This is a genomic window from Pseudonocardia sp. CA-142604 (assembly GCF_050948475.1).
In the GTDB taxonomy this organism is placed as follows: Bacteria; Actinomycetota; Actinomycetes; order Mycobacteriales; family Pseudonocardiaceae; genus Pseudonocardia; species Pseudonocardia alaniniphila.
In genome coordinates this window covers 9,651,309-9,678,290 of sequence record NZ_CP192045.1, presented here as the reverse complement: position 1 = coordinate 9,678,290, position 26,982 = coordinate 9,651,309, and the positions used below count along the sequence as shown (strand labels likewise).

Here is a 26,982-nt window from a genome sequence, read left to right as displayed (position 1 = left end):
CCTCACACCGTGTGCGCAGTGTGTTGGCGATTCCCGCGTTCCGCCGGTTGTGGCTGGTCACGTCCGTCGCAGCCACGTGCGACTGGCTGAGCCTGCTGGCGCTGTCCGCGCTGGCCACCCAGCTCACCAGCGGCTACCAGGCGCAGAGCTTCGCCCTGGGCGGCGTGGTGGCCACGAAGCTGCTGCCGGCGCTGGTGCTCGGGCCGCTGGCGGGTGCACTCGCCGACAAGTTCGACCGGCGCGTCGTCATGGTCGTCTGCGACCTGCTCCGGTTCGGGCTCTTCGTGTCGATCTTCCTCATCGGCTCGCTGTGGTGGCTGTTCGCCGCCACGTTCCTCATCGAGATCTGCGCGCTGTTCTGGATTCCCTCGAAGGACGCCTCGGTCCCCAACTTGCTCCGACGACCCGACCAGGTCGAGACGGCCAACCAGCTCGCTCTCGTCATGACCTACGGCGTCGCGGTGATCACGGCGTCCGGCCTGTTCTCCGTGCTCTCGAGCATCGGCCGGGTGCTGGGCACCTCGGCGCTCTCGATGGTGTTCGTGGCGCTGGTCCTGAGCGGGGTCGCCTACCTGATCATCGCGCTCACGGTCTGGTTCCGCATTCCCGAGATATCCGGCCGGGCCACCTCCCGCCGGGAGGTCGCGCCCGGCGTGCTCGCCATGATGCGCGACGGGGCCACGTTCGTCGTGCGTACGCCGATGATCCGGGGGCTGGTCGTCGGCATCGTCGGTGCGTTCGCGGCCGGTGGCACCGTGGTCGGCTCGGCCACGCTCTACGCCGCGAGCCTCGGCGGCGGCAACGCGGCCTACGGCGTGCTGTTCGCCGCCGTGTTCATCGGGCTGGCGATCGGGATGGGCGCAGCGCCGCAGATGGCTCGCCGCCTGCCGCACAACCGGCTGTTCGGAGCCGCGATCGTGGCCGCCGGGCTGGCGCTCGTGCTGGTGGCCCTCGCCCCGCACCTGTTCGTGGCGATCGTGGCGGTCATGCTCGTCGGCGGATTCGCCGGCATCGCGTTCCTCACCGGGCTCACGATCATCGGCTCCCAGGTGGCCGACGAGGTGCGCGGCCGGATCGTGGCGTTCGTGCAGTCGATCGTCCGCCTGACGCTGCTCGGGTCGATGGCGGTGGTGCCGCTGTTCGTCGGCCTGGTCAGCGCCCGGCGCGTCGAGGTGCTCGGCTATCCCTTCCTCATCGACGGCACCCGGATCGTCATGCTGGCCGGAGGCCTCGTCGCCGCGGGTGTCGGGATGCTCGCCTACCGGCAGATGGACGACCGGCGCACCGAGCCCATGCTCCCCGATCTGCTCGCCGCTCTCCGCCGAGGTCATCCCCGGTCGGGGTCCGGCATGCTGATCGCCGTCGAGGGTGCTCCCGCGGAGGCCACCACCGAGCAGGCCGCACGCCTGGCCGCGCGGTTGCGGCAGGAGGGGCACGTCGTCGTCGCGATCGACGACGGCGAGCGCGACCGCGAGCGCTGGGCTGCCGCCACCCGGGAGGCGGCGCTGTCAGGTGTGCGGGCGAAGGCGCTCGCCGCCGCAGCAGTACGGGCCGACCAGGTCGAGCGGGTCATCCGGCCTGCCCTGGAGAGCGGCGCCGTCGTGATCGTCGACCGCTTCCTGATGAGTCCGCTCGTGCAGTTCGGCGTGGCGGCCGACCGGGCCGAGGCCGAGCTCGACCCCGGCGAGCTGGAGAACCTGGCCGCGTGGGCCACCGGCAGGCTCCGAGCCGACGTGTCCGTGCTGCTCGACCGCGCCCCCACCGAGACCGATTCGCCGGTGCGCGGCATCTCCGGTGAGGAGCACTTGCGCGTGCAGCGGCTGCTCACCGGGCTGGCGGCCGCCGAGCCCCACCGCTACGTCGTCGTTGACGCCGACGGCTCGTCCGACGAGGTGGCCGATCGCGTCCACAGTGGCATTCGGCCGTTCCTGCCACGGCGGCCGGCAGCCCCCACCGTCGACGACGCGGTCGCGGAGTCCCCCGCCCCGGCTCCCACCGCGCCATAAGCTGGACGCCATGACGGTGTGGGACGAGGTGGTCGGTCAGGCGTCGGCTGTCGCCGAGCTGAGCGCCGCCGCCGAGAACCCCGCCGCGATGACCCATGCGTGGCTGTTCACCGGTCCGCCCGGCTCCGGGCGTTCGGTGGCGGCCCGGGCCTTCGCGGCTGCGCTGCAGTGCCCGTTCCACGGGTGTGGCCAGTGCCCGTCCTGCCACACGGTCATGGCAAGCACCCATTCCGACGTGCGGGAGGTCGTCCCCGAGGGGTTGTCGATCTCGGTGCGGTCGGTACGGCAGCTCGTGCAGTCCGCCGCCCGTCGTCCCGTCAGCGGGCGCTACCAGATCCTGATCATCACCGACGCCGACCGGCTCACCGAGAACGCGGCCAACGCCCTCCTCAAGTCCATCGAGGAGCCACCCGACCAGACGATCTTCCTGCTGTGCGCGCCGTCCGACCATCCGGAGGACGTGCCGATCACCATCCGCTCCCGCTGCAGGCCGGTGCCGCTGCACTCCCCGTCGCCCGAGGCCATCGCCGACGTGCTGGCTCGCCGCGACGGGATCGACCCGGAGACCGCCACCTGGGCGGCGTCGGTGGCCGGTGGCCACGTCGGGCGGGCCCGGCGGCTCGCCCGCGACGCCGAGGCGCGCACCTACCGCGAGACGGTGCTGTCGCTGCCGCTGCGGATCCGTGGGCTGGGCGACGCGTTCGCCCACGCCGGTGATCTGGTGCGCAACGCCAAGGCCGAGGCCACGGAGCTCAGCGAGTCCCGGGACGCCGCGGAGCGGGAGGAGCTGGCCGTCGCCATGGGTGCCGGCGGCGTCGGCAAGGGGGTTGCCGCCGCCGCGCGCGGGGCGAAGGCGGCCGAGCGGGATCTGGAGCGTCAGCAGAAGTCGCGCAACACCCGCAACCAGCGCGACGCGATCGATCGCGCGCTGATCGACCTGGCCGGTTTCTTCCGCGACACGCTCGTGGCCGGTAGCGGTGCGCAGGTCGCCTTGACCAACCCCGACCGTGACGCCGACGTCCGTCGGGCGGCGAGCCAGTGGTCGCCCGAGTCGGTGCTGCGCAGGCTGGAGGCCGTGCTGGCGTGCCGCACGGCGCTCGACCAGAACGTCAAGCCGGAGATCGCCGTCGAGGCGATGATGACCGCCTTGCAGCGGGGCTGATCCACACCTCGCGCGGCCGGGCAGAATCTCTCGCGTGAAGCAGGAAGGGATGGTTGAGGCGTCCGTCTCTGCTCGCGAGGCCGAGGTGCTCGTCGCGGTCGGAGAGCACCTCACCAACGCCGAGATCGCCGCCCGTCTGTTCATCTCGATCCGCACCGTCGAGAGCCACGTGTCGTCCCTGCTGCGCAAGTTCGGGGTCAGCGACCGGCGCGCGCTGTCGTTGCTCGCCACGGAGAGGTCCCGCGACCCGGTGCCGCCGTCCGGACCCGCGTCCCGGCGAATCACCCCGTTGCCCTCGCCGCTCACGTCGTTCGTCGGCCGGAAGAGCGAGCGGGCCGAGCTCGCGGCAGCGCTCCGCGGGCCGCGGCTCGTCACCGCTGTCGGGCCCGGCGGGGTCGGGAAGACGCGGCTCGCGCTGGCCGTGGCCGCCGATGTGAGCGAGCGGTTCGCCGACGGAGTGTGGTACGCCGACCTGGTCCCGGTGACCGACTCCCCCTTGGTTGCGGCGGTCGTCGCCGGGGCGATCGGGCTCGGTGAGCAGCAGGGACGCTCGGTGCAGGACACGGTGCTCGCGTGGGCGGCGGACCGGCAGGCCCTGTTCGTGCTGGACAACTGCGAGCACCTGGCGGACGGGGTCGCGCTGTTCGTGGAGGAACTGCTGGCGCGCAGCCCCGGGCTCGTGGTGCTGGCCACGAGCCGTGCGCGGCTGTTGCTGCCGTTCGAGCGCGTCTTCCCGGTGGTCGGCATGTCCGTCCATGCCGGGGACGATGCCGAAGGTGGCGACGCGACCACGCTCTTCGAGGAACGGGCGACCGCGGCCGGCTTCCCGATCACCGCCGCCGACCGGAGCGGGATCGTGCGGATCTGCCGCAGCCTCGACGGCGTGCCGCTGGCGATCGAGCTGGCGGCGGCCCGGCTGCCCTCGCTCGGCGTGGACGGGCTCGAAGCAGGTCTGGCCGACCGGCTACAGCTGCTGACCGGCGGACGCCGCGTCGACAGCAGACACAGCTCCCTGCGGTCGATGTTGGACTGGAGCTACGCACTGCTCGACGAACAGACGCAGGCGGTGCTGCGCCGAGTGGCCGTCTTCGCCGGGGCGTTCCGCGCGGAAGACGCGGCGGCGGTGGCGGGATGGCCTCCGGTGGCTGCCCGCGAGATCGGCGTGCATCTCGCCGCGCTCGCCGACCACAGCCTGCTGGTGCCGACGACCCTGACCGACGGCACGCGCTACCGGGCGCTGGAGGCCGTGCGCCAGTACGGCGCCGAGCTTCTCGACGACACCGGAGAGCTCGTCGAGACCCGGACGCGACATCTGCGGTGGTCGCAGGACGCGGGCAGGGCCCTCCTGACCGTCGCCGACGTCGACAGCGTCGGGTGGCGCACGAGCTTCGACCGGCTCGGTGACGAGCTGAGGTCAGCTCTCGCCTGGTCGGCACCCAGACCGGACCACCGACGGGTCGCCTACGAGGGGAAGAGGCTGCTCGCGGCCCTGTGCTATCGCCGCGGCCTGCCGGGCGAGTCACAGTGGCGCTACGAGCAAGCGGCCGGGTTGGCCCCGGACGACCGGCACGCCGCCGTCGAGCTGCGCATGGCCGCGGGTGCCGCGGAAGCACAGCTCGCGGGGGACGAGGCGGTCCGGTTGCGTCGTGCCGCGGCGGCCGCAGCCCTGCGCGCGGGTGAGCCCGAGCGTGCCGGGCGGGATCTGGCACAGGCGGCCGAGCTGATGAACCGGGGGCCGGGGACCATGACCCGTCCACCACAGCCGGATGTGGCGCGGGCCTTGCTGGAGGAGGCCCGCGGTTACGTCTTCGGGGACCTCGTCTCGCAGGCTCGGCTCGCCACGGCCGAGGCGTTCGCGATGCCGGAGACCGATGCGCAGGCTCCGGGAGGGGCCGACCGCGCGCTGGAACTCGCCCGGAGTTCCGGTGATCGGCTGGCGGAGAGCGCGGCGCTGGACCGGCTCACCACCGTGCAGCTCGCCAGGGGCGACGGGCGTGCGGCGTTGGCGAGCGCGTTGCGGCGCATCGATCTGCTGACACCGGTGGCGCTCGACGCCGATGCGGGCTTCGAGCTGTCCGACGCGCACATCATGGCCGTCGAGTCGGCGATCGCGGCAGGCGACCTGCGTGAGGCGAGGCGGGTCGCCGAGCGTGTCCAGGACCTTCCCCTGCACCGCGAGGTCGGTCATGTCGCCGTTGCGCGGCTGATGACCGTGTCCTCGCTGGACGGTGACTGGGACGGCGCGCTCGCCGCGGGCGCGCGCTTCCGGGAGGGCTGGGAACGAGCGGGGCGACCGCGCGTCCCCACGCTCCGCCGCGCCGTAGAGGCAGTGGCCACGGTGCACGGTCTGCGCGGTGAGGCCGATGAGTGCGCCGCCTGGATGGAGATCTTCAACGCACTCGAGCCCCGAGAACGGCCGGAGCACGACAAGAACCCGCGCGCGTTCTTCAACGCCCTCCTGTTGCTCCATCTCGGTCAGCCCGACCGGGCGCTGCACGTGCTCACCGCTTCACCGGACGAGATCCAAGGCTGGTACCAGGCCATCTGGCGCCCCTGGTACGTGGCACTGTGGGTGGAAGCGGCGGTGCTCGCCGACGTGCCGGACGCGGCCGAGCGCATGCTCCGAGCCCGCCCGTTCATCGCCGACAACCCGGTCGCGGCCGCGCTCGTCGACCGCGCTGCCGCGCTCGGCGCGGGTGATCGCGATGGCGTGCTTGCTGCCGCCCGCGCCCTGGACGCCGCCGGGTGCCGGTACCAGTGGGCGCGCAGCCTGGTCCTCGCCGGTGGCGCCGACCGCGAACGGGGAGTGTCGGCGCTGCGCGCCATGGGCGCGACGGTCGTCTGACGACGGTACGTACGGGACGGCACGGACCGGGACATCCGTGTCCGTTCCGTACCGGACACGGATGTTCGGGCGCCCCTGGCAGCCGATGGTGGGTCTCGTCAACCAGCACCGGAACCGAGGACGTGACCACAGTGCTCCCCCTGAGCTTCCCCGCCGCAGAGATCGCGAACGACCGCCGACGTGTGCTGCTCGCGGAGGCCGAGGCGCACCGGCTCGCCCGTGTGGCCGCGCGATCGCACACCTCACGCAGGGGCCGCCTGCCCCGGCTCGCGGGCTTGTCGGCCCGCATCCGACGTGGACGGTCGAGCGGCGCCGCGTGTAGCGGGGTCGTGTCTGGTGGAGCCGTCGTGGAGTAGCCCGGCTACGACGCGCCGAAGGTCACGCTCCTGCCGGCAGGGAGGGCATCGTGAAGAAGATCATCGGGTTGTCGCCCGCTCCGCGGATCGGTGCGAGCCCGAGCTCGTCGCGCAACGCGTTGAGGGCCTTGTAGTCGGCGCGTGACCTGGCCCGGGACGGGGTGAAGAACGGAACGTCCTGCTCACCCAGCCACCGCACCACGACCTTGCCCTCGTGCATCGGGAGGGTGGTGCGGAAGTGGAAGACGTCGTGGACGCTCACCGGGATGCCGGCCGGCACGCGGGGGAACAGGTTGTCGAGGTACCAACGCGCGAAGCTGCCGTTGTGGGCGGCGTCGACGAACAGGTAGCCGGTGTCGGCGGGCACCCGGGCGAGGGTCTCCTTGATGTCGCCCTTCACGAACGTCCACCGGCCCTCGGCAAGGTCCGCAGGCACGTTGCGCACCACGTTGTCGATGATGTCGAAGCTGTGCAGGTGCCCCGTCCCGTTGTCCCGCAGTGCGCTGAGGATCCACGTGGTCGACCACCCGTGGAACGTCCCGAGCTCCATCACGGATGCGGGCCGGGTGGCGCGCAACAACAGGTAGGTGATCTCCGCTTCGAGGTCGTCGAGCTGGGGCGTCATGGTCGCCTTCATCGAATCGGCGTACTCCCGCTGAGCCTTCCCGACCGCGGCGAGCTCGCCTGCGAACTCTTTGTAGAGCTCGAAGATGTACCCCAGGTCGATCAACCTCAACTGACGGTCCTCCATGTGGATCTCTCCTACCCGCAAGGCGAGCGGCCACTCTATCGAGTGACTGGCGATCTGCTGGACAGGGCGATCAGCAGGGGGACCGTGGTGGCAGGGCGTCCGGACGCGGTCGCTACACTGACTGCGCACCATCGGCCGCCTTAGCTCAGTCGGTTAGAGCGACGCACTCGTAATGCGTAGGTCTGGGGTTCGACTCCCCAAGGCGGCTCCACCATCCACCTGTTCGGCGGGTAGCAGCTCGTCTGCTCACCCGCCCCTTGTGCCGCTTCCATTCGAGCAGTACGAGCACGCCCGTCGGCTCTACTACGTTCGCAGCCCCGAAGGACCGTCGTCGCCATTGTCGAGCAGTTCAGCTGAGGCGTTCACAAGATCCCGTCGCCCGACGACGCTAGAGGGGTTCGTCATCAGTACCCGAAATGCACCCGTTTGGGTGATTTTGGAGTACGAAGCTTGTCGCGCCTTTCTGCCGCTGAGTCACTGAGCGACAACAGCCCGTCACCAATTCTGGTCCCACCGACGGCTGTAGGTGCCCAGATGAAGCGTCAGCGGCCGCCGGCTGTCACGCGACGGGGAGGAAGACATGGCGATCAGTCCCCATCAGGGTTCCACCGGCGGCGGTACCGCGGCGACCATCACCGGCACGAACCTCGGCGGCGCGATCGCGGTGCGCTTCGATGGCCGGACGGCCGTCATCACGGCCAACACACCCACGTCGGTGTCGGTCCTCACGCCGTCAGGGACGGGCGTCGCGGACGTCACCGTCACCACGGGCGGGGGAACCAGCAGCCCGCAGCGGTTCTTCTACCTCCCGCCGCCGGTCGTCCTGTCCGTGTCACCCGCGTCCGGGCCGCTCGTGGGGGGAACCACCCTCACCATCACCGGACGCAATCTGTCCACGGCCACGTCGGTGGCCTTCGGCGCGAGCACCGTCACCCCCACCGTCGTCTCGGACGGGGAGATCACGGTTGTCGCCCCCGCGGGGGCGGCGGGTGTCGCATCCCTCGTGGTCACCACTCGCGGAGGGGTGTACTCGGGCGCGTCCTTCACCTACGCCGCCCCACCGACCGCCACCAGCTTCACGCCGACGACGAGCGTCCTGGCCGGCGGAGTCCTCGTGAGCATCACGGGCACCAACCTTGCGACGACCACCGGCGTGACGTTCGGCGGCACGCCGACCACGTTCGCCGTGCTGTCCCCCACGCGGGTCGCCGCTATCGCCCCCACCCGCGGGATTGCGGGTGCGGTCCAGGTCGCCCTCACGACGACGGGCGGCAGCGCGACCGCACCCGGCACCTTTCTGTACATCCTGTGACGGGCCGTCGGACGCCGACGGCCGGCTGAGGGCCCCGCTCGGGCCCGGACCCGCCACCCACTCGTCTACCGGTGCTTCCGCGCCGGTCAGCAGGCCGCCATTGTGGACTCTCGCCCATCAGGAGTCAGCGATGCGGGGAGTGTGGGGCCGTGAGCAGCTGGATCGTGAGCAACGTCCCGTCCGTGTTGCTCCTGGCCGCGCTCGTGGTTGGCGTCGCCGCCGGGACGGTAGCCGTATTGGCGTACGTCCGGCATCGTTTCCCCTGGCTCGCGGAAGGCGGGCACAACGACGTCGCGAAGGTCGGCTTCTCCGTTGTCGGACCTGTCTACGGATTCATGATCGGTTTCATCGTGGTCGTGCTGTGGGGCCAGGTCAATGCGGCGGACGAGGTGGCGCGGACAGAGGGAGCCTCGGCCGTACAGATGGCCAGGGACCTCAGGTATTTCGAAACGGCTGACAGCGACCGCATCCGCCAAAGCCTGCTGGAGTACGAACGTGCGGCAGTAGCCGAGTGGCCCCAAGCCGCGAGCGGTCAGAGCGCGCCGGAGGCGGAGAGCGCGTTGGCGCGTCTGTACGCCGCGTACGAGAGCGTCCAACCGCGCGACGACCGGCAACGGGCCGTCCTCGCGAACTCGCTGGCTTCCCTGGACCAGTTGAGTCTGTCGCGCACGAACCGGCTGGTCATGGCGGTGACGAACGCCGGCCCATCGTGGTCCTTGTGGCTGGTGATCTTCCTGCTCAGCGGGTTGGTGCTCGGGTTCGCCGTCATCTACGGCGAGACGCGGGCCCGCATGCACTATGCGATGGTCACGGCCGTCAGCGTGCTCGTTGCCGTCAACCTGTTCCTCGTCACGGAGTTGGCCCATCCACTCCTCGGTGAGCTGGGTACATCGCCCGAGGCGCTGAAGGAAGCGATCAACTATCTGGGACCCCAATAGCTCACGCTGCCGGGTGCCGGCCGCGCACGACGCAGGCGCCAGTGATCACCGCGGTCGTATCGTCGCCGCGGTGAAGAAGTACCCCGTGGACCATCAGCGCGCCATGGCTTCCTGGGCGGCCGACTGTGCAGAGCGCGCACTCCCACTCTTCGAGCGAATGCTTCCCACCGATAGCCGCCCACGTGACGCGATCGACGCTTGTCGCAGGTGGGTTGACACCGGCGTTTTCAGCATGGCTGCTATCCGCGGTGCCTCTCTGGCTGCTCACGCTGCGGCACGTTCGGCGACAGGGGACGACCCTGCGTGCTTCGCCGCCCGCGCCGCAGGTCAAGCCGTGGCAACCGCGCACGTACCGCAACACGCCTTCGGCGGCGCCTACTACGCCCTGAAGGCGCTGGCCGCAGCGAATCCGCAGGATGCCGAGGCTGCTGTGCGCGATGAACACGAGTGGCAGATGAACAGGCTTCCCGAGGTGCTTCGGGAAGAGGCGCGTAAGCGAGTGGTCGTGGAAGTGCGCAGGACAGGCGTCTTCGTGACGGTCACGAAGGACGACGATTTCTAGCCCGGCTCGTTGTGGGGCGCAGCTGGGTCATCTCCGGACGCCACCGTGACGTAGCCCGTTCATGAGGAGGGCGAGCAAGCGGTCGGCTCGAGCTGAGCTGTCCGGGGCGTCCTGGGCGGCCCAGGCGATGGCACCGACCATCTTGAGCACGTCCGCTTCATCCGCATCGCGGACCACCGCCCCTGAATGCTGCGCCCGCGCCAGCAACGCAGCCCCCACCTCGAACAGCTCCGCATGCCAGGTGGATGCCAGGCCGTTCCCGCGGTCGAGCGCCGAGTTCATCACCGCGGCCGCCAGGCCTCGGTAGGTCAAGGCATGCATGAGCGCGGCACGCAACCACGTGGACAACGCGTCGAATTCGTCTTCGGCCGTCAGCAGTCCGCGACCACGGCTGACCAACTCGGATATCTGCTCGGCGAGCACCGCCTCGATGAGATCCAGTCGAGTGGGGAAATGCCGATACAGCGTTCCGCTGGCCACCCCTGCCCGCCGAGCGATCTCATCAAGGGAGGCGTCCACGCCGAACGCGGCGAACGCGATCCTCGCCTGCTCGACCAACTGGTCGTAGTTGCGCCGAGCGTCTGCACGCCTCGGACGCCCCGCGTCCGACCGCGACTCGTGACCCGTCAGCGCGATCACCACATCCTTGCTAACCGGGGACACAGTCCGCTACCGTGCCCTCTAACCGGACTATGCCTCACCTTAATGGCGTGACGTGGTCAGAGCATGGAGGGCCGCCCGAATGCCGCTGCCGGAACGAGACCGGATGCAAGCAACTGGTGCGCGTGACGTGCTGGAGCGTCTCCGCCGGGCCGCTATCACCCAGTCCGCCGACGACATGAGCCGTCTGTACGCGGTGGACGCGATCCATGAATTCCCGTTCACCGCCCCAGGCTTCCCGTCCCGGCTCGAAGGCCGGGACGAAATCGTGAGCTGGATAGCCGCAGGGTGGAAGACGAACACGTTGACGTACGAGCGATACCGCACTCTCGCCACCTATGACACCGACGACCCGGAAACGATCGTCGTCGAGCAAGAAGCGCTCGGGACGAGCGCATCCACCGGCGATTTCGCGCTTCCCAACATCGTTGTGCTCACCGTGCGCGACGGGCAGATCGCCCGTCTGCGCGACTACGTCAACGTACTGGCGGCCGCAGCCGCCATCGGCCGTTGACCTCGGATGGCTAGCCGACGTTGATCGTCGCGGTGGCCGTGCTGGTTGCCGCGGCGCTGCCGGTCAGCTTGGTCATGTCGATACGCAGGAACTCGCCGTTGTCCTGCTGGCCGGTCGCGGGGCTGACCTTCATCTCGAGGTTGTACGGCGGATTGGGCGTCGCGTCGGAGATATCGGAGATGCCGAAGTCGCTGTCGTTGCTGATGATCAGCGTCTTGCCGCCGTCCAGCGCGGCGACGCCCTCGACCTTGTCGTGGGAGTAGAAGCGGCTGTAGCCGTCGACCGGGTTCGGGTCCAGCGACGCCAACAGGCCGTCCACGTCGAGGTACTGCGACTCGGCGACGGGCTTGATCCCGACGCTCTGGTAAGCGCTCAGCGCGTCGCCCGTCGTCAGCGGCTTCTCATCGGACGAGAGCGAGAGCGCCTCGATCGTCTTGCCGCCGACGAGTAGGCCCTTCGCCGGGTCGTAGGTGGCACCAGGCACGCGCGCCGACGGGCCGACGTCGGTCGCGCCGTTCAGGTCGATCTTCCAGAGTCGCTTGTAGCCGTCCGCTTTCGGGAACTTGGAGTCGCGCTCGTCGACGAGGAACGTCGTGTCCGACAGCGCGGTGATCTCGCTGTTGGCCGTGCCGTTCGAGTCCGGATCGTGCAGCAGATAGAGGTACTCGTGGAGTGCGTGCGTCTGCAGGTCATAGGTGACGATCCGCGTCGGGGCGATCTTCGTCGCGTCTTCACCATCCAGGTCGGACTGCTGGAGCCCGGACTGCATCAGGCCGACGAGGGTCTTGCCGTCCGGCGTGACGGTCAGGCCCTCCATCCCGCGGTTCGGCACGCGGTTGAGCAGTTCCTTGGGGAGCGTTCCGTCTTTCGGCGAGAGGCGCTGGATCGTGCGGCCGTTTGCGTCGAAGTGCGTGATGAACGGGCCGTACTCGTCCGAGATCCAGAACGTGCCGTCGGGCAGCGCGGCGATGCCCTCGGGGTCGTAGCCGTTCGGGTCGGGCGGGAGGACATGGCCGCCCAGGTCCTCGGTCGTCTCGCCCGTCGGGTTGTCGGTGTTGACCCGGCCCGAGTACGGATGGCCGGATTGGTCGGCGAGCGGGATCTCGCGGATCAGCGTCGCCCGACCGTCCGAATCCAGCTTGAACTGGCCGATGGACGGGTCGTAGTTGGGAATCGGCTCGATGGCGTCTCCGTTCTCAGCGGTGACGTTGGGGCCGCGATCCTCGAGTCCGTAGACCTCGTCGGGGTGGCCCGGCACCATCGTCACCGCTGAGCCGAACGAGCCTGCATTCAGCGGCACAGTGCCGTAGCTGCCCAGGGACGGAACGTGGTCGGAGTAGAGCGAGACGGCATTGCTCACCGTGTAGGTGAAGCTGTCGTGACCGGTGAACCCGGCGGCGGGGACGTATCTGAACGAGCCGTCGGGATTCAGCTGCACCGAGCCGTGCTGCGGTTGCGAGTGCACCAGCAGTTGAACGCTGCCGGCGCTGTCGCCTGCCAGGAGGCCGTGGGCGGCGTCGACCGAGAGCGCTCCGCCGGCCCCGGTCGAGTAGGTGGCGGCTTTCGCGACGGCATTCGTGGGCTCGACGGCTGCGTGGGCCTGGCCCGGCGTCAGCGGTCCGGCGAGGGCCGCCGCGGCTAGGACGAGGGTGGTGGCGGCGGCGCGCCGGGCGAGACGTCGGGGCGCGGTGGGGCGCGACGCTGGCATTGGGTCTCCTTGGCGGGGGCGAGCAACGCCGAAAACGTGTGGGCGCCTCGCGCGGGGAATATGATCGGCCCGTTGCAGATATGTGATCTTATGTGATCTTTATATGATGGGGAGCTGTCGGATCTGATTTCGGATCTTGCGATAAATCTACTAGATCGACAGTGTGTGGGCAATGCCCGTGGTAAACGGCACAATGGTAGGCGTGCTCTGGTTCCGCTAAACGACCGTCAACGATGCTCTCAAAATCCTGGCCGGTCGACTGGTGTGTTCCGGGCGATTTGCCCCGCGATGCGCTTGTTGTTCGCGGGTTCTTCTCGATCGATTCTCCGGCCCGCCGGCTCACGGTAACCGTGTGTTCGAAGATCTTGTGCCCGATTACCACGGGCTACTGATCCATTTCATCGGCACTGTCGAGTACGCGCGGCAATGCGGCCGATCGTGGATCTTTCGATGCTGCTCGCCGCCTCGTATCCCGAAGCGCCCGTTTCCCCTGCGTCACGTGTTCGTGGCGGGCTCCTCGGCCGGCCTGACACGGCCCCCGACGGCGATGCGGCCGTCCGGCTGCAGCCGGGTGCGGATTTCGGACCCGACACCCTGATGCACTGTCAGCGACCGCCCCAGCTCGGCGGTGAGCTGGAGCGCCGCTGCGCCCGTGGCCTCGTCCTCCACGATCGCGTCACCGCGGCGCGGGAAGGCTCTGGCCCGCACGACGCCGGCCGCCTCGTCCACCCATGCCCACGTGTACAGGAAGCCGTTGCCGGCGGGCGGACCGGGCAGGGCCTCGATCTCCGCGGGCGACGCGTACTGGTGCGTGGTCCGTCCGGTGACCCACTCCGGCCGGCCCGACACCCAGCTGAAGTCGCCGTCGGGCCAGGTCGGGACGGCGCCTGCCCCGGGGCGGACCACGTCGCACGCCCCCAACCGTGCGCGCAGCAGCCAGGACACCCCCACCAGCGGATGCCCGGCGAACGGCAACCGGATGCTCGGCGTGTAGATGTCGACGACGCCGCGGCGGACGTCATCGATGAACACGGTCTCGCTGTATCCGAGCTCAGCCGCTCGTTGCTGCCGCGCTGCAGGGCCGGTGTCACCGCCGATGATCACTGCGAGCCGATTTCCGGCTGTATGTCCAGGACCGCAGAAGACGTCGACGACCACGAGTTCAGGCACGCCCTCATCGCAGCACAACGAGCTGTGTCAGCCGATCAACGCCGGGCCCGCCGGCCGCCGGCACCGCGCGAGCAGCCCGGTCACCTCCGCCAGAACAGGTGGTGGGTCACGCCGCTCGGGCTGGGCACGACATCGAGGTGGAACCGGTCGAGCAGCTCGTCCGGCGACTTCCAGAGTTGCACGCCGGATCCGAGCTCTACCTGCGAGACGGCCACGTGCATGGTGTCGACGAGGTCGGCGTCGAGGAACTGCCGGATGGTGGTTGCCCCGCCGCCGAGCCGGACGTCCTTGCCCCCCGCCGCCTTCCGCGCCCGCTCGAGGACCGTGGCCGGATCGTCGTCGACGAAGTGGAACGTGGTGTCGGAGAGGGTGAACGACGGACGCTTGTGGTGGGTCAGCACGAACACGGGGGTGCGGAACGGAGGCTCGTCGCCCCACCAGCCGCGCCATTCGTGGTCCTGCCAGGGGCCGCGCTGCGGGCCGAACTTGTTGCGGCCCATGATCTCGGCGCCGATGTTGCGGGCGTAGTCCCGCGTGAAGTAGTCGTCGAGGCCGCGGCTTCCTCCTGGGTCGGTGCGCATGGGCCAGCTCGCCGTGGCGCCGGCCCAGGCGAACATGTCGCCAGGGTCGACGTCGCCGAACGGCCTCTCCAGGCTCTGGTTCTCACCGGCACCGAATCCGTCACGCGAGACGTTGAAGTTCTGCACCCTCAGCAGCTGATTCACGCGGGCTCCTCCTGCACTCTCGATGATCGGTAGACCACGCGGGCCGGACGGAATCATCGGCGGAATCGGCCCGATCATCGGAGATGCCGATCACACCGAGATAGCCGGGAAACGCATCCGGAGACCGGGGCTGTTCCTCGGCCGAGAGTGCGCTCTTCGGCGACGGCGCTGGTCAGGGGCGCTATCAGCCTGCTGCGGGTAACCTGATTCCGTGGCCCCATGGGAGCGGGCCCGCTGGCTCCCGCTCGGCGCGGAGATCGTGCTGGCGTTCATGACGGGCGCCGGCACTTTCGTGCTGGGAGCCGTAGTTCTCGCGAGCATCGATTCCGACGTCGTCGCCGCGCTCCTCGGCGCTGTTTGTCTCGTCGCCCTGACCGCGATCGCGCGGTTCACGAGCGTGGCGTACGCGGTCCCGGTCGGAATGGCGGGCATGCTCGCCTTCGACTGGTTCTACCTCCCCCCGACGCATCCGCTGGAGTTCCCGGACACCGCTAACCTCGTGGACCTCATCGTCTACCTGGTCGTAGCGGTTTTCCTGGGCGAGATAGCGGCGCATGCCGCCCGCCGCGCCCTTGCTGCCGAGCGCGCCCACGCGGACATCGCCGACGAGCAGGCGGCGCTTCGCCGGGTGGCGACCCTCGTCGCCAAGGGTGCACCAGCCGATGAGCTCTTCGCTGCGGTGGCGGCGGAGGCCGGCAACCTGCTCGACGTGCACGGCATCCGGATCGCTCGATTCGAGGACGTGACGGAGCTCGTCCACGTGGCCGAGTGGAGCAAGCCTGGATGCGCTCCAACCCCTTACGAGCGCGCCAAGCTCGAGGGAACGAGTGTGTCGGGCCAAGTGCTCAGCACGGGACGTGCCGCACGCATCGACAACTACGAGGACATCGCGGTGCGGGCGCCGTTCGCTCGTGGTCTGGATCTGAAGTCGGTCGTCGGTGCTCCGGTCGTCGTCGAAGGCCGCCGATGGGGCGTTCTGATCGCCTGGTCCGTGAGCGGCCCGCTCCCGGCCGACACGGAAGGCCGGTTGACCGGCTTCAGCGAGCTCGTCGGCACTGCGATCGCCAACGCGCAGGCCCGGATGGAACTGCGGAACTTCGCCGAGGAGCAGGCGGCGCTGCGGCGGGTCGCCACGCTGGTGGCAGGCGGAGCGGATCCGGCTGAGACGTTCGGCTTCGTCGCCGCCGAGGTCGGCCAGTTGTTCGGCGCCGACCTCGCGGTGGTGTTCCGTTACGAGCCGGATCGCACCGGCACGGTCGTCGGGCTGTGGAACGGGCCGGGCGTGGAGTTTCCCTGCACTGTGCGGCTCGGAGTGACGGGAGTCGGCCCGGCGGCGACGGTGCTGGAAACCGGCCGACCCATGCGAACGGACCGGTTCGAGGGCCCTGAAGGATCGATCTCGAGCTGCTTCGCGCATCTCGGTGCCCGGTCGGGGGCGGGCGCGCCGATCACCGTCGAGGGCCGGCTGTGGGGAGTGATGATCGCCGCGTCGCACGCGGAGCCGCTCCCGTCGGGCGCCGAGCTGCGGCTGGCGGCCTTCACCGAGCTGGTGGCCACCGCCCTGGCCGACGCCGACGCCCAAGCAGCGCTCACCAAATCGCGAGCGCGGATCGTGACCGCCGCCGACACCGCCCGCCGTCGCATCGAGCGCGACCTGCACGACGGCGCCCAGCAACGCCTCGTCGCCCTCGCGCTGCACCTGCGCGGCGCCGTGCAACAGGCGGTACCTCCCGGTGCCGACCACCTGACCGCGGAGCTGGATCGGGTGGTCGCCGAGCTGGGCGAGGTGCTGGACGACCTGCGGGAGCTCGCCCGCGGCCTCCACCCTGCAGCCCTCGCCGAGGGCGGCCTGCGACCTGCGCTGAAGATGCTGGCCCGACGCTCGGCCGTTCCGGTCAGCCTCGACGTCCGCGTCGAGGGCCGACTGCTCGAGCCTGTCGAGCTCGCGGCCTACTACGCCGTTTCCGAGGCGCTCACCAACACGGCCAAGCACGCGGACGCCTCCGGCGTCGACGTCAGGATGGAGACCGACAACGGGGTCCTGCACCTGAGCGTCCGCGACGACGGGCGCGGTGGCGCCCGTGCCGGCGGCGGGTCGGGTCTCATCGGCATCAAGGACCGCGTCGAGGCACTCGGCGGCAGACTCTCGCTGCACAGCCCGCCCGGTGCGGGCACGACCCTGCAGGTGTCTCTGCCACTCACTCCGAACGGGGCGGGGTCGAGCCCCCAGCCGGTCGAATGACGCGGGATGACCGTTGCCGGCGCTCTACGTCGCCTCTCCGAACCATCGGGTGAGCGCGGCTCGGAGCGTCGCCAGGTCGGGTTCGCGGTCGGAGGATGCCCAGGCGACGTACCCGTCGGGGCGGATCAGCAAGGCGGTGGGCCCGTCGGCCACCCGGCCTTCGACGAGGTCGACGCGGTCGTTCCATCCCTCGGCCGCGTTCGCCAGCGCGCCGGAGAGGTCGAGCAGCACCGGCCGCGCCGCCTTCATCAGCTCCGCCAGCTTCTCCCCGCCCTCGGTCGGTTCGAGGTCCGGAGCCCAGCGGCCGACCAGGGGATGGGGGTCGGTGAGGCCCCAGTCGTAGCGGATGTCGGCGCCGGACATCAGCTCGGCGATGTGCCGGACGACCCGCTCCTCGCCCAGCAGTTCGGCGAACAGCTCACGTAGGGCGGTGATCTCCGCGCCCGGCGAGATCAGCGCGGACTGAGCCTGGGTGTGCATCACCACCCGCTCGCTGACCGGTCGCCGCTCGCTCTCGTACGTGTCGAGCAGGTCATCGGGCGCCCAGCCGCGCACGGTGCCGGCGAGCTTCCAGCCGAGGTTCACGGCGTCCTGGAGCCCCAGGTTCAGTCCGGGGCCTCCGATGGCGGAGTGCACGTGTGCCGCGTCCCCGAGCAGGAGTACACGGCCGGCGCGGAACGACTCGGCGAGCCGGGTGTTGCCGCCGGTGCGGCGTCGCAGAAGGTGCGGCCCGTCTCCCTCGGGAGGGCCGAGTGGGATGTCCGCGCCGAGCACCCGCCGGATGCTGGCCCGCATCTCGCCGAGGCTCATCGGCCCGGCCAGCTCGTGCGCGGGGCGGTTCCACTCGAGTGTTGTGACCATCGGGCCTCCCGCGAACGGCGCGTAGACGAACACGCCGTGGTCGGTGCGGAAGTGGAAGAACGGCGGGACGTGGACGTCACCGGCGCGCACTCCGCCTGTGACGGGATCGAGCACGGACGCGGGCAGGCTCACGTGCGTCGACCGCGACACCGTGTCCTCACGGGTCACGCCCGGGAAGCCGATCCCGGCGAGCGTGCGCACCGTGCTGTGCCCGCCGTCGGCGCCCACGAGGTAGCGCGCCCGCAGTGCCTGGGTGCCTCCCGGCGTGTTCGCCTCGACGGTCACCCCGTCGCTGTCCTGTGCCATGGCGGTCACGTCGTGGCCGTAGCGCAGGTCCACCCCCAGCTCACGGGCGTGCGCTTCCAGGCGTCGGACGAGCTCGGGCTGGGGTAGGCCGAGGATGGTCAGCGGGTTGTCAGGCAGTTGATCCAGCAGTAGGGGCAATCCGCCGAACACGAACCGCGGCGCCGGGATCGGCGGCCCCGGCATCCCGCTCAGCCGTTCGTAGAGGCCGCGCCGGTGGAGCATGCGCACGACCTGCCCGACCAGTCCGTTGGCTCGGTGCTCCTGGCTGCGCTCGGGCAGCCGCTCCACCACCACCGGGCGGACCCCGGCCAGCCGCAGCTCGCAAGCCAGCAGGAGCCCGTTCGGCCCTCCACCTGCGATGATGACGTCCACTGTGGACATGATGATGCTCCTCACCTGGTGACGGAAACGGACACGACGAACCGGCCCAGGCGCTCCTGGGCGTACAGGGGTCAGGGACGGATCAGGGCTGGGAAAGGCCGGCCGCCAGCCGGTTGAGTGACTCGCGCAGCACGTGCGTGAACGGCACCGGTGGGTCGGCGTTGACCCACTGGTCCATCGCCACCCGCACAGCGGCCCACGCCGTGGCGGCGACGAGTCGTGGATAGAGGTCGCCTGCGTCGGTGCCGGTTCGTTCGGCGACCGCGACCGCGAGTTCGTGCTCGGTGGTGGCGTGCGCCTTGAGGAACTCGCCCTGCAGCGAGGGGTGCTCCATCATCAGCCGGACGCCCTGGGTCCACGCCGGATCGGGCGTCCGGCCCCGAACCCCCTGCTGATCGTGGTGGATCTGCGCGAGCACCGCTTCCACGATCGCCTCCCACAAGGGCTCGTCCGCAGGCCGGGCGCGCAGCAGTGCCGCGGTCTGCTTCGCCCGGTCGGCCTGACGGGCCGCGATCGCCTCCGGGATGCTCGAGAAGTAGTTGTTGAACGTCCGGTGCGACACCCCTGCCGCGGCTGCGATGTCCATCGCCGTGACGTTCGCGAGCCCGCGCTCGACGGTGAGACGGATTGCGGCCCAGCTCAGCGCGGTGCGCGTCTCCTGCCGCTTGCGCTCCCGCAGGCCGACGCGAGCGTCGCCGTCCGGTTCCATGGAGCCACCATACAGAATCTTGCGTCTGACGCAAAGATGCGTGCGGCGCAAGATTCGAGCGCAACTCCGTCCTGGTTCCGCGGCGTTGACCCCGCTGATCACGGCGCTGACAATCAGCGGGTGATCGTGCTGACGCGATCTCCGCCGTGGACCGGCCCGATCACTCGGAAGCTCCATCGGTCAACGTCAGCGAGGTCGATTTGTCCGGAGCACGAGAGTCCATGCGCGGGTCGGCGTGGCTGCCACGCGCCCACCCACTGTCCTGGGTGACGCTCGCGATCACGACGTGCGCGATCCTGATGACGGCGGTGGACGGCGGGATCCTCCCGGCCGTTCTGCCCGCCATCCAGGAGGAGTTCGGGCTCAACTCGACCCAGGCCGGACTGATCAACTCGGTGTTCTTCGCCGGCCTGATCGTCGGCGCGCTGGTCTTCGGGTGGGCCTCCGACCGGATCGGCACCGGATACCGCCGGACCTGGACCTGGAACGTGGCGATGCTGATCGGCATCCTCGGGGGCGCCCTGACGTTCGGCTTCGCGGGCAGCTTCGTGGCGTTCCTGCTGCTGCGCATCCCGATGGGGATCAGCCGGGGCGGATCGGAGCCGGTCAACGTCGCTCTCGTCAGCGAGTGGTGGCCCAGGGAGCACCGGGGATTCGCCGTGGGCGTGCACCACACCGGCTTCCCGTTCGGCCAGTTCCTCACCGGTGCGCTCATCGCCGTCGTGCTCGGTGTGGCCGGGTGGCGGGAGGCGTTCCTGCTGATCCCGCTGCTCGGCATCCCGATCATCGTGGCGCAGACCTTTCTCGGCACCAGGCGCAACCAGCAGCGGGTCTACGACTGGATCGACCGCCGCGGACTCACCCGCCCGCTCCCGGAGCTCTCCGTCCGCCACACCGGGTCGGCCCTCGCGCCCGTCCGGGAGGCGTTGAGCAACGCGAACGTCCGCTGGTCGGTCGTGCTGATCTTCCTCTTCCTCTGGGCGGAGGCCGGGGCCGTCACGTTCCTGACGGGGCAGTTGGTGGACCAGGGCATGAGCCTCGCACTGGCGGCCCTCCTCTCCGGGGCCTCCGGGCTGACGGGATGGATCGGCCAGGTGGTGTGGGGCGCATGGTCCGACCACGCAGGGCGGAAGTTCGCCATCCGGTTCCTCGTCATCGGCTGGGCGGTGACCCTGCTGGCGATGATCTTCATCTCGAGCCCGGCGAGCGCATGGATCGTCCTGCTCGCCTGGGGTCTGTTCCGCAACGCGCCCTTCCCTGTGGTCTACGCGCTGCTCATCGACTCGGTGCCGCGGTCGGCCGGCACGGCGATGGGCATCATGATCGGCATCGCGCTGGGACTGTCGGGCGTGCTCGCCGCCGCCGTTTCCGGGTGGATCATCGACGGGTTCGGGTTCCCGGTGCACTACGTCGTGCTGGCCGTGATCTGCCTGCTCGGCCTGATCCCTCTCGCCATGATCACGGAGACGGTGGGCGCCGGGCGGGGCGCCGGACAGGACGGGATGGCCACACGACCCGCCGGCTGACGGCAGCCTCGCCCCGGCGGAGAGGCCTAGTCTGAAGCGAGTGAGCGACTTTCCCGAGAGCCGTACCCCCGTCCAGCCTCCGGTGTCGCCGCCCCCTACCACCACCCACGTTCCCGAGGGAGCGCAGTCGTGGATCCTGGGGAGACGGGAGGACGCCCGGCTGATCACCGGTGCGGGCCGCTATGTCGGTGACCTCGACGTCGCCGACTGCCTCGACGTCACGTTCGTGCGCAGCAGGGTCGCGCACGGGCGGCTGCTCCGCGTCGACACGAGCGCGGCGGCCGAGGTCGACGGGGTGCTCGGCGCGTGGAGCGCGGCGGACCTGGGCGACGAACTGACGTACGTGCCCCCGTTCCGTCCCACGGGTGAGCCCGACATGCGTCGGGTCCCGGCGCTCGCGGACGGACGGGTGCGCTACGTCGGGGAGCCGGTGGCCGTCGTCCTCGCCGCCGACCGCTACGTCGCGGAGGACGGTGCCGACGCCGTGCGGGTGGACATCGACCCGCTGGCCGTGCTCGTCGACCCCGGCGCGGCCGCAGCGTCCTCCACCTGGCTCTTCGACGCGGTCGACAACGTCGTCTCCGACATGGAGTTCGGCGATCCCGTTCCCGACGAGGTGTGGCAGCAGGCCCACGTCGTCGTCGAGGGCGTGTACCGGCAGCCGCGCCTCGCTCCCACACCGATGGAGCCCCGTGCGATCCTCGCCGTGCCCGAGACGGACGGACGGCTGACGGTCTGGGTCTCCCACCAGGCGCCCCACCGGCTGCACCGGGACCTGGCCACGGCGCTGGAGCTGGACGCCGAGCGGATCAGGGTGCGCGTGCCGGACAGCGGCGGGGCCTTCGGCGCGAAGAGCGGCACATTCCCCGAGTACCTGTCCGTGGTGCGGCTGGCGCTGCAGTTCGGCCGGCCGGTCCGATGGCTCGAGGACCGCGCCGAGACGCTGTCGGGCGCCACGCACGGGCGGGGTCAGAACCAGCGGGTGCGCATCGCGGCCGACGCGAACGGCCGGATGCTGGCGCTGTCGCTCGAGGTGGACGCGGACATCGGCGGCTACCCGACCGGGGGGTTCTTCAACGCCGAGACCGGGCAGGCCGCAGGTGGTGTGTACCGCACCCCGATGGTGCACGCCCGGATCCGCACGGTGGTCACCAACACGACGCCCACCGCGCCGTACCGCGGCGCGGGACGTCCCGAGCAGGTCTACGCGGTGGAGCGCACGGTCGATCTTCTCGCCCGCAGGCTCGGGATGGATCCGGCGGAGCTGCGGCGGCGCAACTTCATCCCGCCGGAGGCGTTTCCGTACGAGTCACCGACCGGCAGGCGCTACGACAGCGGGCAGTACGAGTTGGCACTGGACAGGGCGCTGGAGCTGGTCGACTACGCGTACTGGCGGGAGGAGCAGCAGCGGCGTCGCCGGTCGGGCAGCGAGTGGCCGCTCGGCATCGGGATCTGCAGCTTCGCCGAGCGTTCGGGGCTCGAACAGAAGCCCATGGCGAACGAGTGGGCGGCCCTGTCCGTTGAGCCCGACGGGAGCGTCACCGCACGCATCGGCACCTGCTCCACGGGCCAGAGTCACGAGACCGTCTTCCCCGAGCTCGTGGCGCGCACCCTCGGCATACCGGCGCACAACGTGTCGCTCGTCCAGGCGGACACCGACGAGGTCCCACAGGGCATCGGTACCTTCGGGAGCCGGTCGATGCAGGTCGGCGGCGCGGCCCTGCACCAGGCGGCGCGCGACCTGATCGCGGAGGCGAAGCGGCGCGCCGTCGAGCCGGCAGGTGGCGACGCCGACTACGCGAACGGCGTCGTCAGCACCGGGGAGCGCAGCTGGACGCTCGGGGAGCTGGCGAACGCCTCGCCCGAACCGCTGCGGGTCGAGGGCGTCTACGACGGCCCGGCGGCCTTTCCGTTCGGCGCGTACGTGGCCGTGGTCGAGGTCGACCGGGAGCTGGGCAACGTGCGCGTGCTGCGCCTCGTCGCGGTGGACGACTGCGGCGTGGCGATCGACCACCAGATCGTGGAGGACCAGACGCGCGGGGGCATCGTGCAGGGGATCGGGCAGGCGCTGTACGAGGAGATGCCCTTCGACGACGAGGGCAGGCCACAGGCCGACAACCTGCTCGACTACCTGCTGCCGACGATCGGTGAGCTCCCGCCGCTCACTCTCGGCACCACCGTCACCCCCAACCCGAACAGCGCGCTCGGTGCCAAGGGTGCGGGTGAGGCCGGATGCATCGGCACGCCTCCCGCGATCGTCAACGCCGTGATCGACGCGCTGGGACCGTCGGCCACGGGTGGCGGAACGGCGGAGACGGACATCGGCGGGGTCCAGCTTCCGCTGACACCGGAGGCATGCTGGCTGGCCAGCGGCCTGCAGGAGGTGGGCGCGCGATGAAACCCGCACCCTTCGACTACGTGGCACCGACCGCGCTCCCCGACGCCGTTGCCGCTCTCGCCGAGCGGCCCGAGACGGCCCGCGTGCTGGCCGGAGGCCAGAGCCTGGTGCTGGAGATGCACTACCGCCGCGAGCGGCCCGCCCTGCTCGTCGACATCAACAACGTGCGCAGCCTGGACGCGATCACGGTGGACGGTGACGTGCTGCGCGTCGGTGCGCTCGCCCGGCACCGTGCCTTCGAGACGCCGAGCGTGGCGCCGGGGGCTCTGGGCCGGCTGCTGAGCAGAGTCAGCCCGTTCATCGCGCACCCGCCGGTACGTGCGCGCGGCACCATGGTCGGCAGCCTGGCCTGGGCCAATCCCGCGTCCGAGTGGTGCGCCACGGCCGTTGCCCTGGACGCCGCGATCGAGCTGACCGGGCCCGGCGGCACTCGCAGGGTGGTGGCCGGCGACTACTTTCTCGGCCCTTTCCGGACGGCACGGCAGCCGGACGAGATCCTGACGTCCGTGCGGCTGCCGCTGCTGCCCGGGCCCGTCGGTGAGGCGGACGTGGTCGGCGTCGGCTTCTGCGAGCAGCACCGCACCCACGCCAGCTTCGCCCAGGTCGCGGTTGTGGCGGTGCTGGCCCTGCGGCGCGGCGTGATCACCGGCGCCCGGCTCGGGCTGGCCGGGGCGGCCGATCGTCCGATGCGCGCGCATGACGCGGAGCGTCATCTGGTCGGCCAGGAGGCCGAGCCGGGTGCGTTCGCCCGGGCCGCCGAACTCACCGTGGCCGCTGCCGCTCCGCTTCCGGAGCCGCACGCGGGGGTCGAGTACAAGCGGAACGCGATCGGTGTGCTCGTCCGGCGGGCGCTGACGCAGGCACGTGAGGACGGCGAGGTCAACGTCGAGAGGCGGGCGGAACGATGACAGGGCGCACTCCGATACGCCTCACGGTCAACGAGGCCGAGTACGACGTGACGGTCGAGCCGCGGCGGGTTCTGGCCGACGTGCTGCGCGACGACTGTGGCCTCACCGGCACCAAGCTCGGCTGCGAGCACGGGGTCTGTGGCTCATGCACCGTCCTGGTGGACGGCGAGGGCGTGCGTTCGTGCCTGATGTTCGCGGTGCAGTGCGCGGGCCGCGACATCCGTACGGTCGAGGGACTGGCGGCGGACGGCCGGCTGCACGCCTTCCAGGAGGCGATCTCCGCCGAGCACGGGCTGCAGTGCGGTTTCTGCACCGCAGGGTTCGTGATGCTGGTGGTCGGGGCCCTGGAGGAGGAGCCGGCGATCGCCGAGGACCCCGAGCGTCTCGACGGGCTGCTGAGCTCGAACCTCTGTCGCTGCACCGGCTACGAGGGCATCCGTCGCGCCGTGCTGCGTGCGTACGGCAAGAAGGGCGCGGGCGAGAACGGCGCCTGAGGGTTCTCCGGTCCTGCGCCGAACCTCCCACCTGCTTCTCGGCGCGGTCGACGTGGATTTCGGAACTTACCGGGCACCTGCTCCTGTCGCTGCTCCGCTCGGCGGAAGAACGAGCCGTCCGAACTGACTACCAGTCCTGCCCGAAGGAGCAAAGCCGCGAAATCGGAGGCAGTTAGTTGCTTCGGGCGGATTGCCCAGGGCAGGTGATGCGTTGGGCTGACCCAGGGACGGACTTCGGGGGCTCGTTTCGGAGGAGGGCACAGCGGTTGATTCGTCGTCGGCAATCCGCTGGTGGCTCCGGAGTCCTCATGACGAACCCGGCCTCGTCGAAGGAATCCCGCGAATTGCGGGACCGGGCCGGCCAGGAGCTCGCCTCCTCGCTGGATCGCATCCCGTTCCGACGGGCCCACGTGCTCGTAGTGGTGTTGGTCGCGGTCGGCACACTGATCAATGCGATCGAGGAGTACAACGTCGGCCTGGCAGCGCCGCTGATCGCGAGCGAGTGGTCGCTGTCCCACGTCCAGGTGGGTCTGCTGACCACTCTGACGTTCGCCGGCATGGCGATCGGGTCGCTGATCGCCGGTGTCACCGCCGATCGCTACGGGCGGCGCGTGACCTACACCTACAACTTCGCGCTCTACACGGTGGGCGCGCTGCTCGCCGCGTTCTCCCCGAGTTTCGGCTGGCTGCTCGCCGCCCGGTTCATCGTCGGGATCGGACTCGGCGGGGAGACGAATACTGCGCTCACCCTCGTCGCGGAACTGATGCCCACCAGGTTCCGGGGCGCCGCGGTGGCCACGGTGAACGTCGCGGGCGGCGGCCTGGGGATCTTCGCCTCGTCCGCCTTGGCCGTCGTCATGCTCGGCCCGCTGGAGTCGGCGCTGGGCGGGCCCGAGGTCGCATGGCGCTGGTTGCTCGGGGTGCTGGCCATCCCCGCACTGCTGGTGTTCGTCTACCGCCGGTTCCTGCCGGAGTCGCCGCGCTACCTGCTCGTGGCCGGCCGGGTCGACGACGCGAACAAGGTGCTCACCAGGCTTGCTGCGAACCGGCTGCGGGCCGTGCGCGGCATGGAGGCCACCAGGTACATCGGCGGGGCGGAAGGCACGCGGCTCCCCCGGCAGCGGGTGCGGCTCGCGGAGGTGTTCGAGGGCCGGTTGGCTCGCAACACGCTGGTGATCTGGGTGGTGTCGGCGATGACGTTCGGCGCGCAGGTGGCCGTCACGGTCTTCATGCCGACGTTGCTGGTCTCCCGCGGTCTCGACGTCTCCACAGCGCTCGTCTACACCATGCTCATCAACGTCGGCGGGCTGCTGGGAGCCCTGCTGGCCACCGCGTTCGGATACTGGTTCAGGCGCCGGGTGGTGCTCGGCTACGGCGCACTCGTTGCGGTCGTGGTCGCGGTGGCGCTCGCCGGTTCGTCGAGCCTGGTCATGGTGCTCGTCCTGGGCGGGCTGCTGCAGCTGATGTTCATCCTGCTCAACACCACCGCCTTCATCTGGGCACCCGAGCTCTACCCGACACGGGTGCGGGCGTTCGGCACCGGCGCGATGGTGACGGTGTTCCTGCTGGCCGCATCGATCGCCCCGCTGGTGGCCGGGGCGGTCGCCGACGCGACCGGCGCCGGCGGCGTGTTCGTCACGGTCGGCGTGATGTACGTGATCATGGCTGCGGCGGTGTGGTTCGGCCCCGAGACCCAGGGGTTGTCGCTGGAGGAGGCCAGCGAGGGGTGGATCGGGGACACCGATCTCGACGATCACTGAGAAACCACAGCATGGACGTTCACGCGGGAAGTCGTGCTCTCAACGGTCTGTCGGCCAGACGGGTCTCCCGCTTCCGCCCAGATCGCGTAACGCGGGCGCGCCTTCGTGTGTACCTTCAACGACCACCGGATGGCCCCTCGGCGGTACGGCGAGGCCGGGTAATCTCCTCCCGCCGCGGTCGATCCCGGATCCTCGCCTCGGCCGATCACGCTGCCCGCAGCCGGGACGATGGCGGAGGGCGTGCCGATCTCGCCTGAATTCCCGTGGATCTCCAGCGCGTCGGCTACGCAGCGCCACAACGATCCTGACCTGCGGCATCGAGTACGCGCGCCCTTGCCGCCTCGACAGGCGCTGCCGCCGGCGTCCGGGCCGATGCGGCTGTGCCGCGCGAAGGGACGAGATGACGATCGGCGCCGCGCGGACCGGATCACCGTGGTCGGCATCGCAACAGCCAGGGCACGTCGCGGGTGACGTTGTTCCCCGGCGAATGGAGGAAAGGATCCAAGATCCCATCTGGCGCCTGGCGCACGAAGGCTACCCCAATTGCCGCTGCCTGCTGAGCGTGATTGGCGCAGCCTTGGTAAAAGGTGATTCTACTGGGCTTGACCTGCGCTTGACAGCCGGGCGTCGCCCACCACTAATCTGGTTCTGCGCGCCATAACGGGTGCGCTCTCAGTGGCGCCAGCGC

Annotated in this window: 21 protein-coding genes and 1 tRNA gene; 15 read left to right on the top strand and 7 right to left on the bottom strand. The window is 70.3% G+C overall.

Annotated features, from left to right (window positions below; translation table 11 throughout):
* Positions 1-20 precede the first annotated feature (20 nt).
* The 4 genes from ACQPZQ_RS44210 to ACQPZQ_RS44195 all read left to right on the top strand — a co-directional run bounded on the left by ACQPZQ_RS44210 (position 21) and on the right by ACQPZQ_RS44195 (position 6,369).
* Positions 21-2,006, top strand: coding sequence for a bifunctional MFS transporter/dTMP kinase (locus ACQPZQ_RS44210; RefSeq protein WP_433290425.1), 1,986 nt, complete (start codon positions 21-23; stop codon positions 2,004-2,006).
* A 10-nt stretch (positions 2,007-2,016) separates the two neighbouring features.
* Positions 2,017-3,168, top strand: coding sequence for a DNA polymerase III subunit delta' (locus ACQPZQ_RS44205; RefSeq protein ID WP_433290424.1), 1,152 nt, complete (start codon positions 2,017-2,019; stop codon positions 3,166-3,168).
* 49 nt (positions 3,169-3,217) lie between these two features.
* The gene (locus ACQPZQ_RS44200; protein WP_433290423.1) at positions 3,218-6,013 is read left to right on the top strand and encodes a LuxR C-terminal-related transcriptional regulator; all 2,796 of its coding nucleotides are present in this window, start codon (positions 3,218-3,220) and stop codon (positions 6,011-6,013) included.
* 122 nt (positions 6,014-6,135) lie between these two features.
* Positions 6,136-6,369 carry a hypothetical protein gene (locus tag ACQPZQ_RS44195; RefSeq protein WP_433290422.1) on the top strand — a complete coding sequence of 78 codons (234 nt, stop codon included), beginning with the start codon at positions 6,136-6,138 and terminating at the stop codon, positions 6,367-6,369.
* A 22-nt stretch (positions 6,370-6,391) separates the two neighbouring features.
* Here ACQPZQ_RS44195 and ACQPZQ_RS44190 read toward each other — a convergent pair whose 3' ends face one another.
* Positions 6,392-7,120: a class I SAM-dependent methyltransferase gene (locus ACQPZQ_RS44190; RefSeq protein ID WP_433290421.1), complete on the bottom strand. Its 729-nt coding sequence runs from the start codon at positions 7,118-7,120 to the stop codon at positions 6,392-6,394.
* 134 nt (positions 7,121-7,254) lie between these two features.
* Here ACQPZQ_RS44190 and ACQPZQ_RS44185 point away from each other — a divergent pair.
* From ACQPZQ_RS44185 to ACQPZQ_RS44170, 4 genes are all read left to right on the top strand, one after another.
* Positions 7,255-7,331 (top strand) — tRNA-Thr (locus ACQPZQ_RS44185).
* A gap of 369 nt (positions 7,332-7,700) precedes the next feature.
* A complete protein-coding gene (locus ACQPZQ_RS44180; protein ID WP_433290420.1) occupies positions 7,701-8,432 on the top strand; it encodes an IPT/TIG domain-containing protein in 732 nt (243 codons plus the stop codon).
* 149 nt (positions 8,433-8,581) lie between these two features.
* Positions 8,582-9,370 (top strand): hypothetical protein, encoded by a 789-nt coding sequence (locus tag ACQPZQ_RS44175; protein ID WP_433290419.1) that lies wholly within the window; start codon positions 8,582-8,584, stop codon positions 9,368-9,370.
* Between the two features lie 70 nt (positions 9,371-9,440).
* Positions 9,441-9,932, top strand: coding sequence for a putative immunity protein (locus ACQPZQ_RS44170; protein ID WP_433290418.1), 492 nt, complete (start codon positions 9,441-9,443; stop codon positions 9,930-9,932).
* 27 nt (positions 9,933-9,959) lie between these two features.
* Here ACQPZQ_RS44170 and ACQPZQ_RS44165 read toward each other — a convergent pair whose 3' ends face one another.
* Positions 9,960-10,490: a TetR/AcrR family transcriptional regulator gene (locus ACQPZQ_RS44165; protein ID WP_433290417.1), complete on the bottom strand. Its 531-nt coding sequence runs from the start codon at positions 10,488-10,490 to the stop codon at positions 9,960-9,962.
* 184 nt (positions 10,491-10,674) lie between these two features.
* Between ACQPZQ_RS44165 and ACQPZQ_RS44160 the strand changes: the two genes are divergently transcribed.
* Entirely contained in the window at positions 10,675-11,106 is a 432-nt protein-coding gene (locus tag ACQPZQ_RS44160; RefSeq protein WP_433290416.1) for a nuclear transport factor 2 family protein, read from the top strand.
* A 10-nt stretch (positions 11,107-11,116) separates the two neighbouring features.
* On the opposite strand, the gene ACQPZQ_RS44155 is transcribed toward ACQPZQ_RS44160, so the two are convergent.
* The 3 genes from ACQPZQ_RS44155 to ACQPZQ_RS44145 form a co-directional block, all read right to left on the bottom strand.
* The gene (locus tag ACQPZQ_RS44155) at positions 11,117-12,814 is read right to left on the bottom strand and encodes an esterase-like activity of phytase family protein (protein WP_433290415.1); all 1,698 of its coding nucleotides are present in this window, start codon (positions 12,812-12,814) and stop codon (positions 11,117-11,119) included.
* Positions 12,815-13,309: 495 nt separating this feature from the next.
* The gene (locus tag ACQPZQ_RS44150) at positions 13,310-13,984 is read right to left on the bottom strand and encodes a PhzF family phenazine biosynthesis protein (RefSeq protein ID WP_433290414.1); all 675 of its coding nucleotides are present in this window, start codon (positions 13,982-13,984) and stop codon (positions 13,310-13,312) included.
* Between the two features lie 80 nt (positions 13,985-14,064).
* Entirely contained in the window at positions 14,065-14,709 is a 645-nt protein-coding gene (locus ACQPZQ_RS44145) for a dihydrofolate reductase family protein (protein WP_433290413.1), read from the bottom strand.
* A 211-nt stretch (positions 14,710-14,920) separates the two neighbouring features.
* Between ACQPZQ_RS44145 and ACQPZQ_RS44140 the strand changes: the two genes are divergently transcribed.
* Complete coding sequence (locus ACQPZQ_RS44140) at positions 14,921-16,951, top strand: GAF domain-containing protein (protein WP_433290412.1); 2,031 nt, start codon at positions 14,921-14,923, stop codon at positions 16,949-16,951.
* A gap of 24 nt (positions 16,952-16,975) precedes the next feature.
* Here the strand turns inward: ACQPZQ_RS44140 and ACQPZQ_RS44135 are convergent, their stop codons facing one another.
* Together ACQPZQ_RS44135 and ACQPZQ_RS44130 are read right to left on the bottom strand one after the other, a co-directional pair.
* Positions 16,976-18,499 carry an FAD-dependent monooxygenase gene (locus ACQPZQ_RS44135; protein ID WP_433290411.1) on the bottom strand — a complete coding sequence of 508 codons (1,524 nt, stop codon included), beginning with the start codon at positions 18,497-18,499 and terminating at the stop codon, positions 16,976-16,978.
* Between the two features lie 82 nt (positions 18,500-18,581).
* Positions 18,582-19,208 carry a TetR family transcriptional regulator gene (locus ACQPZQ_RS44130; RefSeq protein WP_433290410.1) on the bottom strand — a complete coding sequence of 209 codons (627 nt, stop codon included), beginning with the start codon at positions 19,206-19,208 and terminating at the stop codon, positions 18,582-18,584.
* A 221-nt stretch (positions 19,209-19,429) separates the two neighbouring features.
* Between ACQPZQ_RS44130 and ACQPZQ_RS44125 the strand changes: the two genes are divergently transcribed.
* The 5 genes from ACQPZQ_RS44125 (at position 19,430) to ACQPZQ_RS44105 (ending at position 26,294) form a co-directional block, all read left to right on the top strand.
* Complete coding sequence (locus tag ACQPZQ_RS44125; RefSeq protein WP_433290409.1) at positions 19,430-20,734, top strand: MFS transporter; 1,305 nt, start codon at positions 19,430-19,432, stop codon at positions 20,732-20,734.
* A gap of 40 nt (positions 20,735-20,774) precedes the next feature.
* Positions 20,775-23,132, top strand: coding sequence for a xanthine dehydrogenase family protein molybdopterin-binding subunit (locus ACQPZQ_RS44120; protein ID WP_433290408.1), 2,358 nt, complete (start codon positions 20,775-20,777; stop codon positions 23,130-23,132).
* Positions 23,129-24,040, top strand: a complete 912-nt coding sequence (locus ACQPZQ_RS44115; RefSeq protein ID WP_433290407.1) for an FAD binding domain-containing protein — start codon at positions 23,129-23,131, stop codon at positions 24,038-24,040. The genes ACQPZQ_RS44120 and ACQPZQ_RS44115 overlap by 4 nt, the downstream gene beginning before the upstream one ends.
* Positions 24,037-24,534, top strand: a complete 498-nt coding sequence (locus tag ACQPZQ_RS44110) for a (2Fe-2S)-binding protein (protein WP_433290406.1) — start codon at positions 24,037-24,039, stop codon at positions 24,532-24,534. The genes ACQPZQ_RS44115 and ACQPZQ_RS44110 overlap by 4 nt, the downstream gene beginning before the upstream one ends.
* Before the next feature lie 308 nt (positions 24,535-24,842).
* Positions 24,843-26,294: an MFS transporter gene (locus ACQPZQ_RS44105; protein WP_433290405.1), complete on the top strand. Its 1,452-nt coding sequence runs from the start codon at positions 24,843-24,845 to the stop codon at positions 26,292-26,294.
* Positions 26,295-26,982: the final 688 nt, after the last annotated feature.